The following is a 15814-nucleotide window of genomic DNA, read 5'->3' as shown; positions in this document are numbered from 1 at the left end:
TATGGATTGAATATACAAATTCAATCCTATTTTTTATATTATCAACACTTTAGCACATATTACTCTTAAGGAGTGATGTGTATATGGATTTTCTTTCAGCCGAATATTTGTCCGCCCTACTTGCCATCATTGTAATTGATTTAGTGTTAGCCGGTGATAATGCCATTGTAATTGGATTAGCAGCAAGGCGATTACCGAAAGATCAGCAAAAGAAAGTTATTATATGGGGAACTATCGGGGCAATCGCGATTAGAGCCCTTGCTACCTTAGTTGTCGTTTGGTTGTTAAAAATACCAGGGCTACTTCTAATTGGTGGTGCACTCCTTATATGGATCGCTTACAAATTAATTGCTGAAGGCAAAGATCACGATATTAAGGCAGAAGAAGGTTTCTGGTCTGCTATTAAAACCATTATCATTGCTGATGCATTGATGGGAATTGATAACGTTCTCGCTGTTGCTGGAGCTGCGCATGGCAACTTTTCTTTAGTAATCATCGGGCTATTAGTTTCAATTCCAGTAGTAGTTTGGGGCAGTACATTAATTTTAAAATGGGTTGACCGTTATCCTATCATCATTACGATTGGAGCAGCTGTTTTAGCTTATACCGCTGCGAAAATGATTGTAGACGAGAAATGGTTCGCTGCATTTTTCGAAAGTAATCCTTTCATAAAATGGGCATTCATCATTATCATCATTGCCGGTGTAGTTTTCTTCGGAAAGGCAAAACAGAAAGCAACAGATGGTTCTATCTCATGATGATGTTTTATTTACAAACAAAAGGCACTATTCATAGGAATAGTGCCTTTTGTTATTTATTTAGCTTCCCCTTCCGGAGTCGTTTTTACTTTCGTTTTGTTTTTATCACGATTGTTATAGTTATACTTCGAACGATCTATCGGTGTAAATCCTTCCGGTGTGTAGAATCGTAATAAGTCACCATTTACGACTTGGTCAGAGTATTTTAACGAGTTTTGAACCATTTGTTCATTTTGTTTTATTTCATCTGTAAATTCTACTGGTTTTCCAGTCGTTGTATCATAGTATTTGCCGTTTAATGCAGTAACTGTTGGGCTTACGAAGTTGCCGTTACGGAACGCAACAACTTGTTTATGATCTGGTGATAATAAATCTGAACCAAATTGAACATAATTTTTTGTATCTGTTCCTAGTAAGTGTAAAAGAGTTGGAAGAACATCAATTTCACCACCATATTGATGTTGTACGCCACCTTTCACACCTGGTACACGAACGATAAATGGTACACGTTGTAACTGTGCATTTTCAAATGAGTTAATTTCTTTACCCATTACTTTTGACATTGCTGCATTATGATTATCTGAAATACCGTAATGGTCTCCGTACATAACGATAATAGAATTATCGTATAAACCAGATTGTTTCAAGTAATCGATGAAACCTTTTACAGATTCGTCTAAATAACGTGCTGTTTGGAAATACGTATCTACAGACGAGTCACCTGTGTTTGCTGGTTCAATTGTCGCTTCCTCTTTATCAATCGGATACGGGAAGTGATTCGATAACGTAATAAACTTCGTATAGAACGGTTGTTTCAATGTTTCTAATAACGGAATGGATTCATTGAAGAATGGTTTATCTTTTAATCCATAGTTTACTACATCTTTTTCGTTCATATCATAGTATGAAGCATCAAAGAATTTATTAAAACCAAATGATTTATAAATATCGTCACGGTTCCAAAATGTTTTATAGTTACCATGGAATACAGCTGATGTGTATCCTTGTTGTCCTAAAATTGCTGGTGCTGATTGATACGTATTATGAGATTTCGTTGTAAATACAGACCCTTGTGGTAAACCAAACATAGAATTCTCTAACATAAACTCCGCATCAGATGTTTTCCCTTGTCCTGTTTGATGGAAGAAGTTATCAAAATAAAGCGTATTCGCATCTTTTGTAAATGAGTTTAAGAACGGCGTAACTTCTTGACCGTTTAATTTATAATCAATTAAGAAGTTTTGGAATGACTCTAAATGAATATAAATTACGTTCATTCCCTTACCTTTACCGAAATACTCAGGATTCGGACTAGCATAAGTTGATGTTAAATAATTTCTTACTTCTGTCATATTATCTCCATCAGCTAACGCTCTTTCCGTTGATGCTTTCGCACTTTGAATTCCATCATAAATTGTGTAGTTATACGCCCCTAAATATTTCACAATATAATTCCGGTCAAACGTTCTTGTTAATAATTCAGGACGGTCAGATTCTGCAAGTCCTAAGTTAACACTGAATAATAAAATACCTGCTACAAATACTAGTGATACTTTATGCTTCGCAACACGAATTGGTTTTGGATTTGCAAATTTCGTTGCAACTAATACAATTAAAATAATTGTATCTAAGAAGTATAGCGGATCATAAAGATGTAGCAACGCAACAATACTACCACCTAAATCTCCAAAGTTATTCGTTTGTGTCAACGTCGGGAACGTAATAAAGTCACTGAAAAAGCGATAGTATACGACGTTTGCATATAAAAGAATCGACAATAACAAGTTGATAACAATTAACCAAATATAAGATCGTTTCCCTTTTGCAAATAATGCAAGTCCTAAAAATAGCACTGCTGAACTAAGCGGGTTGAAAAACAGCAAGAATTTTTGGATTGTATTTGAAATACCTAAATTAAATTCTGTTACATAAGCCGCATATGTTTTGAGCCAAAATAAAATAACGGCAAACAGAAAGAATCCAAAATGATTGCTTAGCACGCTTTTGCTCTTTAATAAGAATTGTTTCATTTCTCCACCTCTTTTGATCATCCAAGGCTTATTTTTTTATAAGTCTGTCTCTCTATTCAATTTTTTATCTTCAAATAGATTCTATTTATTTAACTATATGAAGAATACTAGTAATTATAATTTGAAGCTAGTATTTATTCAACTATTTCTTTCTATACATTTTGACCTTGGTTTCTATTTAACAAAATAAATTTGTAACATTTTCTGTTTTCTCCCAAGATTCATCCACTAATTATGACATCACATACTATATACCTTTATTCCCTACTTCGCAAATAAATATGTCTCCAGTTCTGGAACATTAATGTAATATAATTAAATTCACAATAGATAGCATTAGTTTTTTTCGGTGTATATTACATCCTTTCATATATTTCAACTTTATTCATGCTGCAGCCATTTCTCAATATGAAATATTAAAATATCAATTTCATCTCTAAAGTTATCCTTGTATAATTATTCATAACACATAAAATCATTGATTATAAAAAAACCTCGCTCTCAAAACAAGAGCGAGGTTTTCATCATTTATTATTGACCTTTGTACATTGCATCTACTTGTTTTTGAAGTTCTTCATTTTCTAAGAACTCATCGTAAGTAGCCTCTTTATCGATTACACCGTTTGGCGTTACTTCGATAATGCGGTTTGCAATTGTTTGTACGAACTGATGGTCATGTGATGTGAATAAAATTGTACCTTTAAATGCAATTAAACCATTGTTTAATGCAGTGATAGACTCAAGGTCTAAGTGGTTCGTTGGGTCGTCAAGTGTAATAACGTTTGCACCACTTAACATCATTTTAGATAACATACAACGAACTTTTTCGCCTCCAGATAGTACAGAAACGTTCTTCTTAACTTCTTCGCCTGAGAATAACATACGGCCTAAGAAACCACGTAAGAAGCTTTCTGACTCATCTTGTGGAGAGAATTGACGTAACCATTCAACTAAATTGTAGTCACTGTTCTCAAAGTATTTAGAGTTATCTCTTGGGAAGTACGATTGAGATGTTGTAACGCCCCATTTAAATGAACCACTATCTGGCTCCATTTCACCCATAAGGATTTTAAATAATGTCGTCATTGCAATATCGTTACGACCGATAAATGCAACTTTATCACCTTTATTTAAAGTGAAGTACACATTATCTAACACTTTTTCACCATCAATTGTTTTAGAAAGACCTTCAACAGTTAATAAGTCATTTCCTACTTCACGTTCTGGTGTGAAGCCAACGAACGGGTAACGACGAGATGATGGCTTAATATCATCTAATGTAATTTTATCTAATAATTTTTTACGAGAAGTTGCTTGTTTCGCTTTAGATGCGTTTGAGCTAAAGCGCGCAATGAAGTTCTGTAACTCTTTTACTTTCTCTTCTTTTTTCTTATTAGCATCTTGTGTTAATTTTAAAGCTAATTGGCTTGACTCATACCAGAAGTCATAGTTACCAACATAAAGTTGAATTTTACCGAAATCAAGATCAGCCATGTGCGTACATACTTTATTTAAGAAGTGACGGTCATGGGATACAACGATAACTGTATTTTCAAAGTTCATTAAGAAGTTTTCTAACCATTGAATCGCTTTTAAGTCCAAGTGGTTGGTAGGCTCATCTAGTAATAGAATATCAGGTTGACCGAATAAAGCTTGAGCAAGTAATACTTTTACTTTCTCTGCACCAGTTAACTCAGACATTTTCTTATCATGAAGGTCTTCACCAATACCTAAACCTTTAAGAAGGATTGCAGCTTCTGACTCAGCTTCCCAACCGTTCAGCTCAGCAAACTCACCTTCAAGTTCTGCAGCACGCATACCATCTTCATCACTAAAGTCTTCTTTCATGTAAATGGCATTTTTCTCTTGCATTACTTTGTAAAGACGAGTATGACCCATAATTACAGTTTCTAATACCGGAAACTCTTCATATTCAAAGTGGTTCTGTTTTAATACTGCTAGACGCTCGCCTGGCGTAATATGTATGTCACCTGTTGATGGTTCGATTTCTCCAGATAAAATCTTTAGAAACGTTGATTTACCAGCACCGTTTGCTCCGATTAAACCGTAGCAGTTACCTGGCGTGAATTTTATGTTAACATCTTCAAACAATTTGCGATCCGCGAAACGCAAACTAACGTTACTTACTGTAATCATTTGTGTCCTCCTACTAATACCGCTTATTTCAGCGTTTTCTCACCGATTGTCTTAAAAAATCGCATATTACGACTCAATTATTGTAGACTATAGCTATTATATAGTAGAAGCTGGATGAATAGCAACGGTTGATTGCTATTCCTTTCTTTCCAAACTCGAATAAAACCTTTGTTTTTAATTATATTAAAGTTACATACACGTTTTAAAGAGGATTCATTTTGAAAAAACATTTATAATTGGAGCATTATGTTTATCAATTGAAATAATACAATAATTTGTATGCATTTCGCATTATAAATAGCAAACTAAAACGCTCAGAAAATATTCTGAGCGTTTTTATTTCTTTCTCCAACTAAAGCACCAGTTAGTGTAAAAAGCTATTTCACCATTTGTATTGTTAATTTATCTTTTAACATTGATCTATATGAGTCAATTTCATATTTTGTATTATTGATTTTTTCTTTTTTCATTTTTAACATATCGAATATTTCTAACTCTAAATTCCTTCTAGCTTCAAGAACTTTTATCGCTCCTTCTACCCCTGAATGGTTATGTTCTTTCCCATAGCCCTGATTCGTGTAATAGTCGACAATTCCTGTGGACCATTCTGGATTTCTTTCTTTTAATGCCTTCCTAAATGAAAATTCAAGATCATCTTGTTCTACATAGAATAACATTGGATTTAGATTCTCTATGATTTTTGCAACTTTCATTACATAATTTATTATTTTTTCTTTTTGTTCACCGTATTTAATCATCCCAATCGTTAATGGATTTTGTATGAAACAACATTCAAAAATATAAACCTTATCATCTTCTAGAGCAATTTCAGCAAAATCATGCCATTTGTCAGTAATTAATTCAACATTTTTATCAAATGGTAATTCATATATATCGTTTCTTGAAATATCGTTACATAATTCGTCCGAAAACTGGTCACCAAACTCATTTTTTATCTTTCTGTATGGTAATAAATAATTGCTTCCTTTTTTTAAAACTCTTTTAAGAAGAACTTCTTTAAAATCTCCACTGTTAGATACTAATCTATCGAATTCAAATTTATTAAAACAAGATACACCATCATAGTCGGCGGGGTGGTTCAAATTCCCCTCTAAAAATAGTTCAACTTCAATTTTATTTTGGTTTAGAATTTCATTTATTAGCTTTGCAGTGGTCGATTTTCCGAATCCAGGTAAACCTTCTACTATTATTAGTTTTGTATTCATAGCTATAAATCCCTTCCCTCAAAGTATTTAACCAAGATTAAAAAAATTACTTACTCCACTGCAATCACTCCTTCAAAACACGATATTCAACATTTCCTTTAAAAAATCCTTCTTAAATTAGCCTGATCGTTAACTTAAGAACATTTTTTCACAATCTCTATCATTATTTTAACATAAACTTTCCATTTACCTTTTAAAAAAGATAGTCCACCAGAGTGAACTATCTAAAGTAAATTATATCTTTTAAATCAAATACTTTGTCAGGAATCCCCAATCGTTGCGCTGGTGTTTTTTACTGTTTTCTTTTTCTCTTCCCGTGCAATTTAACTATATATACGTGCTTAAACACTATAATAACAGTAAAAAAGGGTGCAAAATCATATGTGACTTTGTATCCCTAATTTGTGTGTTATTTTATATTTTCTATCCTATAACGGAACCAGTTACTTTTAAAAGTGGATTCTTTTATTTCCTTTCACTTAATTTCTTTGCATAATCCTTCATTTTACTCGTTACCCCTATTAAAGCAGGTAACAATATTGGCATTACAATAATAGCTAATAGTAACAGTGCAACACCAACAACGGATGCTACTTGTATAAGCGTTAATACACCTGAAGGGATCAATGCAGAAAATGTACCACCTAAAATTAGTGCTGCTGATAATACGACTCCTCCAATATGACGAGAAGCAGTTACAATTTTCGTCGCTGGGTCCCCTTCTAACTCATTGTATCTCATCATTACAAAAATACTATAATCCACTCCTAAAGCGACTATCATTATGAAACTAAAGAACGGAACATTCCAGCTTAATGAATCTACATGTAAAACATGCGTACTAATTTGTTCACTTATCCCTAATGATGCAAAGTACGCTAATAGTAACGATCCAATAATAAAGATGGTGTTTAATAATGAACGTGTAATGACGATTAGTACGATCGCAATTCCAATTAACATAATTGTAGCTGTACGTAAGAAATCTTGACCTGTTACTTCTTTTAGATCAACGTTTCTAGCTGTTGTACCTCCGATTGCTTTTTTCGCTGATTTTAATTCTGTACCATTTAACGTACCGTCTATCGTTTTATTAATTTCTTCAATAACTGGCATCGCTTCTTTTGAATACGGATTTACGTCTAAAATGATTGTCATTTTAGCAGTCTTTCTATCATGTGACATGTACGTATTCAAAGCTTTTTGGAAATCTTCTCCCTCCAAAACTTCTTTTGGAATATAAAATTTCTCAGAGCTTTTTGATTCATTTAGTTCTCCTAAATATTTCTGAGCATCCCCTAGGCCGTTACTTACCTTTTCAAGGCCTTCTGTACTTTTAGATAGTCCTGATTGTAATTGTCCCATCTGTTCTTGCAAGTCTTTCAGTCCGGTTAATAGCTGACCTTGCCCATCGTTTATTTTCGTTAATCCGGTTTGTAACTCAGATGACTTGTTTGCAATTTGTTTTGAACCTGTTGCTCCTTCATTTAATCCATTTTTAAGATCAGCTGCTCCTTTTTGTAACTTAGTAACTCCATTGCTCATTTCTTTTAAGCCGTTATCCACTTTCAATAACGACTGATTTGCTTCTTTAAATGAGCCCATTGCAGCTTTATGCTGCGTTGCTAATTGATTTAATTCATTTGAAAGCCCACCTAATTGCTTTTGAGCCTCTTTAGCAATTCCTATCGTCTGCAGAATGTTAGGATCATTTGCTAATTCTGGTTTCGTTTGAATAAAATTGGTCATTAACATTTCAATTTGTTCATAACCTTTCTTCGCACCATCAATCGCTTGAGAAATACTTCCGAAGTATTGCTCGTAAGAACTTAAACCTTTTTCTAACTGCGTATAGCCAGCATGAAGTTGTGAAGTTGCATGAGATAATACACTTATATTTTCATTTACTGAAGTTAACCCACTCTCAATTTGCTGCGCACCTTTTGCTCCGTCATTTATGCCATTTGATAGTTGATTTAAAGCTGTTCCTAATGCCGATACACTATTTTTCGCTTCATTTGTTCCATCAATTAACTTTTGAACGTTTGCAAGACTATTTGAGTCCTTATTACCCATCTTATCTTTCGCAGTAGTTAATCCATCATTAATTTCCTTTATACCACCATTGGCATCTCCTAAACCTGTATTTAGTTCACCCGCTTGTTTATTTATATATAGTTCTTTAATCCTATCACCAGTTGGACGTGTCGGTGAATATACTTCTGAAACACCTTTCACTTTCAAAATCTTATCAGTTAGTTCATCTAAAGTTTGAAGCGAACTCGCCTCATCTAACTTGTTATTCGATTGAATGACTAACGTACTCGGTGAAGAAAAACCAGGTGGAAAATGTTCTTCTATTACGTTAATCCCCATTTTCGACTCATATTTATTGTCTACTTCAAATAAATCGTTGTAATTAAGTGTATTAGAATACTTTAATATGAAAGGAATCGATATCACGAATACAATAATTAAAGCTACAAATGGTCTCACTACTGAGTTTTTCGCAAAGAATCCCCATAGACGACTGTCTTCATGACCTTTAAATGTTTTAACGGGATAAAACATCCCTTTTCCTAAAAGCACCATGAAAAATGGATTTAACGTAGTTAATACTAGTAATAAAACTGCGACACCAATTGCTACCGCTGAAGTAGATTGATATAATTTAAAACTCGCTAAAGCAAGAGATGCAAAACCAATTAGTACTGCTATCCCGCTATATAAAACGGTTTTCCCTGCCGATTTAAATGTTTCTTTCGTAGCCAAAAATGCGTTTTCTTGTTTACTTAATTCTTCTTTAAATCTCGTAAATAATAAAATGTTATAGTCTGTTCCAACCCCAAACAGGACAACAACTACAAACACTTGTGTAAAGTTAGAAAATGGAAAATTAAATTGATCTACTAAATGAGCAATAATCCCCATTGAAACTAAATATGATACCCCAACAGTAAGAAGAGAAACAATGGGAACAATAGGTGAACGGAATACAATGATTAATATTACAAGAATGAAAATAATTGAAATAACTTCAGTCTTTTTCACTCCCTCTTGAGAAGATGTAAGAAAATCACCCGCGATTAAGTCACTTCCTGTTAAGTACGTTTTTACCCCTTTCGTTTTCACTTTATTATGAAGATTATTTGAAACTTTCGATATTTCACCATGTTTTTTATCTATCGATATTTGCGTTAAAATAGTCGTATTATCTTTAGAAACGAATTGTTTCTCTAATTCTTTATTATCTAAATGTGAAACAACTTCTTTAATTCCTAATTGTTCTTTTTCATTTTGCAAAGCATTGATTGTTTTTGTTATTTCCTCTTTTTGTTCAGTCGTTAAAGCTGTTTTACTACCACTATTAAAAACTGCTATAATGTCATACTTTTCTGTCCCGTCTTTATTCATTTCTTTTATCATTTTGTCAGCAATACTACTTTGTTCTGTATTAGGAATCGTAATGTGCCCTTTTTCTTTCACTAATTTATCCATATTAGGCATCGTAACGATCATTGTAATGGTAATAACTATCCACAATAGAAAAGATAAACTTCTCCAATTTCTCAGCTTGCTCATTTGCATCATCTCCCGTGATTAAAATTTCATGTTAGTTTCGGAATGAATATTCATTCCTATAGTTTTGAAAACACCTTTCGGAATGAACGTTCATTCCTATCGTTCTATTATTTCTTTATAAATTCTATTAAACTATCCTTCCCGGAATGAATGTTCATTCCTTTAATTGTAAAGATTAATCATGTTCTGTTTTTCTTTTTATATCATTCTCGGAATGAATATTCATTCCTGTCCTTATAAAGCTATAGAATCAAATGATTCTAATAGCGTTCCAAGAGCTTTCTTCCAATTCTTTTACTAATTCTTTTGAGTACTCTAATTGCCCTGTTGCAATTACTTTCGTTAATTTTTCAAGTGGTTGATATACAATAATAATTAAAGCAACTGGAGGCAATGGACGAAGAAAACCTTTTGCGATTCCATCTTCAATAATATTCATAAAGAAACCTATAAAATCGTCAAATATTTGCTTACTCTGTTCGTCAAGAAAATAACTATCGCAGTGAGAATTTGTAAATAAAAAAGCATCTACATTGTTTCTCGCAAATTCAAATAAACGGTTGTACGTATGACTAAACTGTTCACGAATATTTGCTTCAACAGGAAAATCCGTTTTTATCATTTCAGAAAGCTCTAACATACTTTTTGAAAATAATGAGTTAACAAGCGCCTCTTTATTTTCAAAATAGCGATAAATAGTACCCGCACCGACTTTTGCCTTTTCAGCGATCATTGGAATTGTCGTACCATCATAACCACGCTCTGCAAAAAGTTGCATCGCAGCATCAAAAATATCCTCTTGTTTGTTTTTAGCCATTTTTTCCACCTCTATTTTCAGGAATGAAAATTCATTCCGTTTTTAATTATAAATTACATGGAGTAAAAGTCAAGTGTTTGGCAAGTATCATTGCGTTCTTAATCCCTTGTTTGTGAATAAATTTATATCAGCGATTATTAGAATATATCAGCGCAAGTCTAATTTTATCAGCGATTTTCAGAATATATCGGCGCATCTCCAATTATATCAGCGATTTTCAAAATATATCGACTTACCGACAAAAACTGACAACCAAAGAGAAAGCTGTCCCAAAATTTGATTTTGAGCAGCCCTATTTTTTAAAAGAAATCATAAATAAATGCATCTCGTACTGGAACTATTTTCTCAAACGCTTGTATTTCCTCTTCGCTTCCGCTAATTAATTCTAATTCATTTAGTTCTAATGGGCGTTTGTATCCAAGCAATATTGCAGATAGTGCATTTATATCTAGCTTGATCCCTTTATCCATTGGTTCTTCTATAATTGTTATTTCATAATTTACAAGTCTCACCGATACATTATTCCACGGTGCAAATGAATCTGTAATGTGTAAAATGACTTCTTGTTGTACATTGTTCCAGTTTAACTCATACTGTTTTAAGAACTGCTCTACATCTACAATTCTTCCCATAAAATATGGTTTTATTTCTGTCTTCACACGTGGCTCTTGCAATGTATATAACAACGGTTCGTTTTCATTTACTGTCATTTCAAGTTCTTTAATCATAGAATCATGCTGGCAAATAAAGTTCCATAGACCATTTCGTGCTTCATTATGCAGTGGTACAAATTCTTCTACAGTCATTTTAGATTTTTCTATTTTATATAACATGTAGCCAGCTGCCGTTTTATTTTCATCGTAATAAATCGCTAATGTTAAGTCATCATACACAGCCTGTAACCACCATTTTTCATTGCGAACAAGCATACCAGAAAAACGTTCTGCAAATGTTTCATAAAGCTTCTCGACCTCTTCTGGGTGATTTTCTTTATTGAAACGTTTCACAGTACCATTCACTTGTTTTTTCATAACTAAATCACTCTTTGTCAAATGACATACGAGAAGATTCGCACAAAGTTCCCAGCCGTATTTACGGTAAAATGTAACAGCAAATGGATGTAACATTGATACTGTATATCCGTCTTTTTTCATCGTTTGAAGAGAATGTTGAAGCAATTCTTTCACATAACCGCTTCTTCTGTATTCTGGATACGTCGCTACCCCTGCAACGCCACCCATTTTAAATTTTTCTTCTCCTATGTAAATATGAAACGGAATAAGGTGTAGTTTTGCCGCTAAGTCCTCACCTTCCATAATACCGTATACTTCATGACTTTCCTTCATTTTTGTAAGTTGTTGCTGCATTCTTTCTTCTTCTACTTTATATTGAAAAGCGTATTCTGATAAGCGTAGTGCTTCTCTAAATTTATCTTCTTTTAATCGTATAACGTTCATATGTTTCTCCTCCCTCATTTATTTGAATTGTACCATAATTTAAAATATTAAAGTGCGGTGAATGAAATGATAATGACTTAACGACACAAATTCAATATAAAAAAGCAGATACATCCTGTATCTGCTTCTCATTACTTTATCCCGCTTTAACGGGCAGTAAGACCCCCACCTCAAAATTCAGCGAAAGCAAAGAATTTAGGTAGGGGATCAACTGCCCGTAAAAGTCCGATTGGTTCAACTAATAATCAGTGGGGGATGAAGAACCCCCCACTGATTAAAGTTTCACTTTATTTAGCTAACTTTTGAAGTTCTTCGAAGAATGTAGGGTATGATACACCTACTGCTTCTGCGTCTTCAATTGTTGTTTTACCTTCTGCTAGACAGCCGGCAATCGCAAGCATCATTCCGATGCGGTGATCACCATAACTATTAACTGTATTTCCTTTTAAAACTGATTTCCCGTAAATAATCATCCCGTCTTCAGTTGCTTCTATACGAGCACCAAGTTTCGTTAATTCCGCTACGACTGTATCAATACGGTTTGTTTCTTTTACTTTTAATTCGTGTGCATCTTTAATAACTGTAATTCCTTCTGCTTGCGTTGCCGCTAATGCAATTACAGGAATTTCATCGATTAATCTTGGGATAATATCTCCGCCGATTTCGATTCCTTTTAATGAAGATGTTTCAATTGTAATGTTTGCAGCTGGTTCTGATGCTCCTTCGTTAATTGGCTCTACAGTGAACGTAGCACCCATTTTCTCTAAAACATCAATAATACCTGTACGTGTTGGATTCATGCCTACATTTTGTAATACTAGTTTACTATTTGGAATAATTGCACCTGCTACTAAGAAAAAGGCAGCTGATGATACGTCACCTGGTACTTGAACATCTGTCGCTGTTAACTTTTGTCCACCTGCTAGTTTCACTGTCTTTCCTTCGCGAGTCACTTTAACGCCAAATGCTTCAAGCATTCTTTCCGTATGATCACGTGAAATATGTGGTTCTGTAACAGCTGTTACACCTTCTGCACGAAGCCCTGCAAGTAAAATAGCTGACTTTACTTGTGCGCTTGCTACCGGCGAAGTGTATTCAATTGCTTTTAAATCTCCACCACGTATTGTTAGCGGTGTAAACGTTCCTTCTTCGCGCCCATCAATGTTCGCACCCATTTGTTTTAATGGATTTGTTACACGTTTCATCGGTCTTTTTGCAATAGACGCATCACCTTGTACGCAAGAGAAAAATGGTGTATTTGCCAAAATTCCTGACATTAAACGTATAGTTGTACCAGAATTACCAACATCTAATACAGCTTTCGGTTCTTGTAAACCTTCTAATCCTTTACCAACTACAGTGACTTCATCACCGTTTTGCACAATGTCTACTCCCATTTCTTTAAAACAAGAAATCGTACTTAAACAGTCTGCACCAGGCAGGAAACCTTTAATTGTTGTTTTTCCTTCTGCAATCGCACCGAACATGACAGCGCGGTGAGAAATCGATTTATCTCCTGGAATTGTAATGTTGCCATTTAATCCGTTATTAACAGGTTGTATTGTTCTTTCCTTCACGTTTTCACCTTCTCATTTAAATTGTTTCATAAGTTTGGTATTTTTCTTCTCCAAGCGCGAGTTTCGCTTGCATACGATCTTCTTCTCTTTGGAAGCTAATACGTAATACCCCAAGCAACCCTTCACGTGCTTCTAATATTTGCAAGTTCGTAATACTAATTTCTTCGCGCGCTAAAATACTTGTAATGTGAGCCAATGCCCCTACTTTATCTAAAACATCGACGTATAAGTCGTGATAGGCAGGAATCGCCCCTCTCTTTCTTACCGGTAAAGAGTCACGGTATTCTTTCGCATCCGCAAAATAGTTTTGAATCTCGCCTGCATCTCCGGCAGAAACTGTATCATATAAATCTTCCATTTCAGAGATCCACTCTTTTAATAATACCATTAAATGCTCTCGATTTTGCTTAACAATATCACTCCACATTTTCGGACTACTAGATGCGATACGTGTAATGTCTTTGAAACCTCCAGCAGCTAGCTGATGAATAAGTGGATTATCTCCTGCATGTTTCTCTACTTGCTTCACTAAACCCGCTGCGATAAGGTGCGGGAAATGACTAACGATTCCTGTTACATAATCATGTTCTTCTGTATTTAAAACAAGAAAATGTGACCCTGTTCCTTTTAACCAATCTTTTAATTCTTCCACATGTTCATTTGGCACGTGATGCATCGGTGTTAAAATGTAAAATGCATTTTCAAATAAATGCGCTTTTGCACTTTCAACTCCCGTTTTATGAGAACCCGCCATCGGATGTCCACCAATGAAAGAAACTTCCTTTGAAAATAAAGCTTCCGCTTCATTCATAATCGTCCCTTTCGTACTACCAACATCGGTTACGATAACATCTTCTCGTAACCGAAATGACGCTAATTTGTGTAATAACTTCTTCGTTTCTTCAACTGGAGAAGCAAAAACAATTAAATGTGCCTCTTCACATGCATGCTGTAAATCAACTGCTATTTCATCTACTACTTGTAATTCTTTTGCACGTTCTACTTGTTCTTGAAATATATCATAACCTGTTATCGTTACATCGTGCTCTTTCTTAATTGCTAATGCGAGAGAGCCTCCGATTAAACCAGTTCCAATTAATACTACCTTCTTACGCATTTGCCTCATCTCGAGACTTTCTTTTTTTATTTTCAAAGTGTTGTTGTAACACTGAAATCACTCCTTCATTTTGCTCCCTTGTTCCGACTGTAATACGGACGCCATTTGGGAACAGACGAATAATAAATCCTGCGTGTGCACAAGCTTCATAAATCTCTCCAGCATTCTCAACTGGCAAGAAGATGAAATTTGTTTGCGATGGATAAAATGGAATATCATGTTCCTTACAAAAGCTCTCGTATTGTTGTAATCCCTCTGTATTTACACGAACTATTTCCTCAATAAACTCCTCATCACCAAAAGCAATCGTAGCTGCTTTTTGCGCTAATGAAGATACGTTAAATGGCAAACGTACGACATTTAATTTTCCGATTAACTCTTCCTGTCCAATTGCATATCCTACGCGGAAAGAAGCTAATCCGTACGCTTTAGAAAACGTTCTAAGTACAAGAATGTTTTTATGTTTTTGTAAAAGCGGTAATGTCTCTGGGAAATCTTTTGCTGTTACGTATTCATAGTACGCTTCATCAATGACAATTAACGTATTTTCACTAATCCCTTCAATGAATTGAGTCAATTTTCGGTCATTCACATATGTGCCTGTCGGATTATTCGGATTACAAATCCATACGATTTTTGTATTGTTATCTACTACTGAAGAAATTTCGTCTAAGTCGTATACACCGTTATTTAACGCAACTTCCTTCACTTCGCAACCTTCTATAATTGCATGATGACGGTACTGCGGGAATGTTGCCCCAGCCGTTACGATGTTATCTCCTGCTTTAAGTACTGCACGGCTTATGATTTGAATGACTTCATCTAAACCACTACCGCAAAGTACTTGTTCCATTTGCACATGTAACTTATTTGCAATTGTTTGACGGAGTGTTGTAGCACCTCCGTCAGGATATAAAGCATGATCCAACCACGATTTTTGCAACTCATCTAAAACACGTGGTGAACAGCCGAATGAATTTTCATTCGATGCTAATTTCACAAATGAATGATCTCCGTACACTTCTTTCATTTGTTCCGGTGATTTACCTGGTTTATATGGTTGTAATGATGATAGTTGATCTTTTACTTGCAT

The 15814-nt window shown here is 34.5% G+C and carries 10 protein-coding genes; 1 reads left to right on the top strand and 9 read right to left on the bottom strand.

Annotation, left to right across the window (positions count from 1 at the left end; translation table 11 throughout):
- Positions 1-83 precede the first annotated feature (83 nt).
- Positions 84-758, top strand: a complete 675-nt coding sequence (locus ACTFSI_RS12450) for a TerC family protein (RefSeq protein ID WP_000346926.1) — start codon at positions 84-86, stop codon at positions 756-758.
- 56 nt (positions 759-814) lie between these two features.
- Here the strand turns inward: ACTFSI_RS12450 and ACTFSI_RS12445 are convergent, their stop codons facing one another.
- The 9 genes from ACTFSI_RS12445 to hisC form a co-directional block, all read right to left on the bottom strand.
- Positions 815-2788, bottom strand: a complete 1974-nt coding sequence (locus tag ACTFSI_RS12445) for an LTA synthase family protein (protein WP_000808752.1) — start codon at positions 2786-2788, stop codon at positions 815-817.
- A 531-nt stretch (positions 2789-3319) separates the two neighbouring features.
- Positions 3320-4945 (bottom strand): ABC-F family ATP-binding cassette domain-containing protein, encoded by a 1626-nt coding sequence (locus ACTFSI_RS12440; RefSeq protein WP_000633868.1) that lies wholly within the window; start codon positions 4943-4945, stop codon positions 3320-3322.
- 377 nt (positions 4946-5322) lie between these two features.
- A complete protein-coding gene (locus tag ACTFSI_RS12435; RefSeq protein WP_138321825.1) occupies positions 5323-6171 on the bottom strand; it encodes a hypothetical protein in 849 nt (282 codons plus the stop codon).
- A gap of 465 nt (positions 6172-6636) precedes the next feature.
- Positions 6637-9753: an MMPL family transporter gene (locus tag ACTFSI_RS12430; RefSeq protein WP_044793566.1), complete on the bottom strand. Its 3117-nt coding sequence runs from the start codon at positions 9751-9753 to the stop codon at positions 6637-6639.
- A 250-nt stretch (positions 9754-10003) separates the two neighbouring features.
- Positions 10004-10570 (bottom strand): TetR/AcrR family transcriptional regulator, encoded by a 567-nt coding sequence (locus ACTFSI_RS12425; protein WP_001107302.1) that lies wholly within the window; start codon positions 10568-10570, stop codon positions 10004-10006.
- 299 nt (positions 10571-10869) lie between these two features.
- Positions 10870-12027, bottom strand: coding sequence for a GNAT family N-acetyltransferase (locus ACTFSI_RS12420; protein WP_044793567.1), 1158 nt, complete (start codon positions 12025-12027; stop codon positions 10870-10872).
- A 287-nt stretch (positions 12028-12314) separates the two neighbouring features.
- The gene (gene aroA / locus ACTFSI_RS12415; RefSeq protein ID WP_044793568.1) at positions 12315-13604 is read right to left on the bottom strand and encodes a 3-phosphoshikimate 1-carboxyvinyltransferase; all 1290 of its coding nucleotides are present in this window, start codon (positions 13602-13604) and stop codon (positions 12315-12317) included.
- A 16-nt stretch (positions 13605-13620) separates the two neighbouring features.
- Positions 13621-14721, bottom strand: a complete 1101-nt coding sequence (gene tyrA / locus ACTFSI_RS12410) for a prephenate dehydrogenase (protein ID WP_044793569.1) — start codon at positions 14719-14721, stop codon at positions 13621-13623.
- Positions 14714-15814 carry a histidinol-phosphate transaminase gene (gene hisC, locus ACTFSI_RS12405; RefSeq protein WP_138321823.1) on the bottom strand — a complete coding sequence of 367 codons (1101 nt, stop codon included), beginning with the start codon at positions 15812-15814 and terminating at the stop codon, positions 14714-14716. The genes tyrA and hisC overlap by 8 nt, the downstream gene beginning before the upstream one ends.

This window comes from Bacillus cereus group sp. MYBK101-2, from assembly GCF_051918845.1.
Taxonomy (GTDB): Bacteria; Bacillota; Bacilli; order Bacillales; family Bacillaceae_G; genus Bacillus_A; species Bacillus_A paranthracis.
The sequence above is the reverse complement of the archived record's forward strand: the minus strand, read 5'-3'. Positions and strand labels throughout refer to the sequence as shown.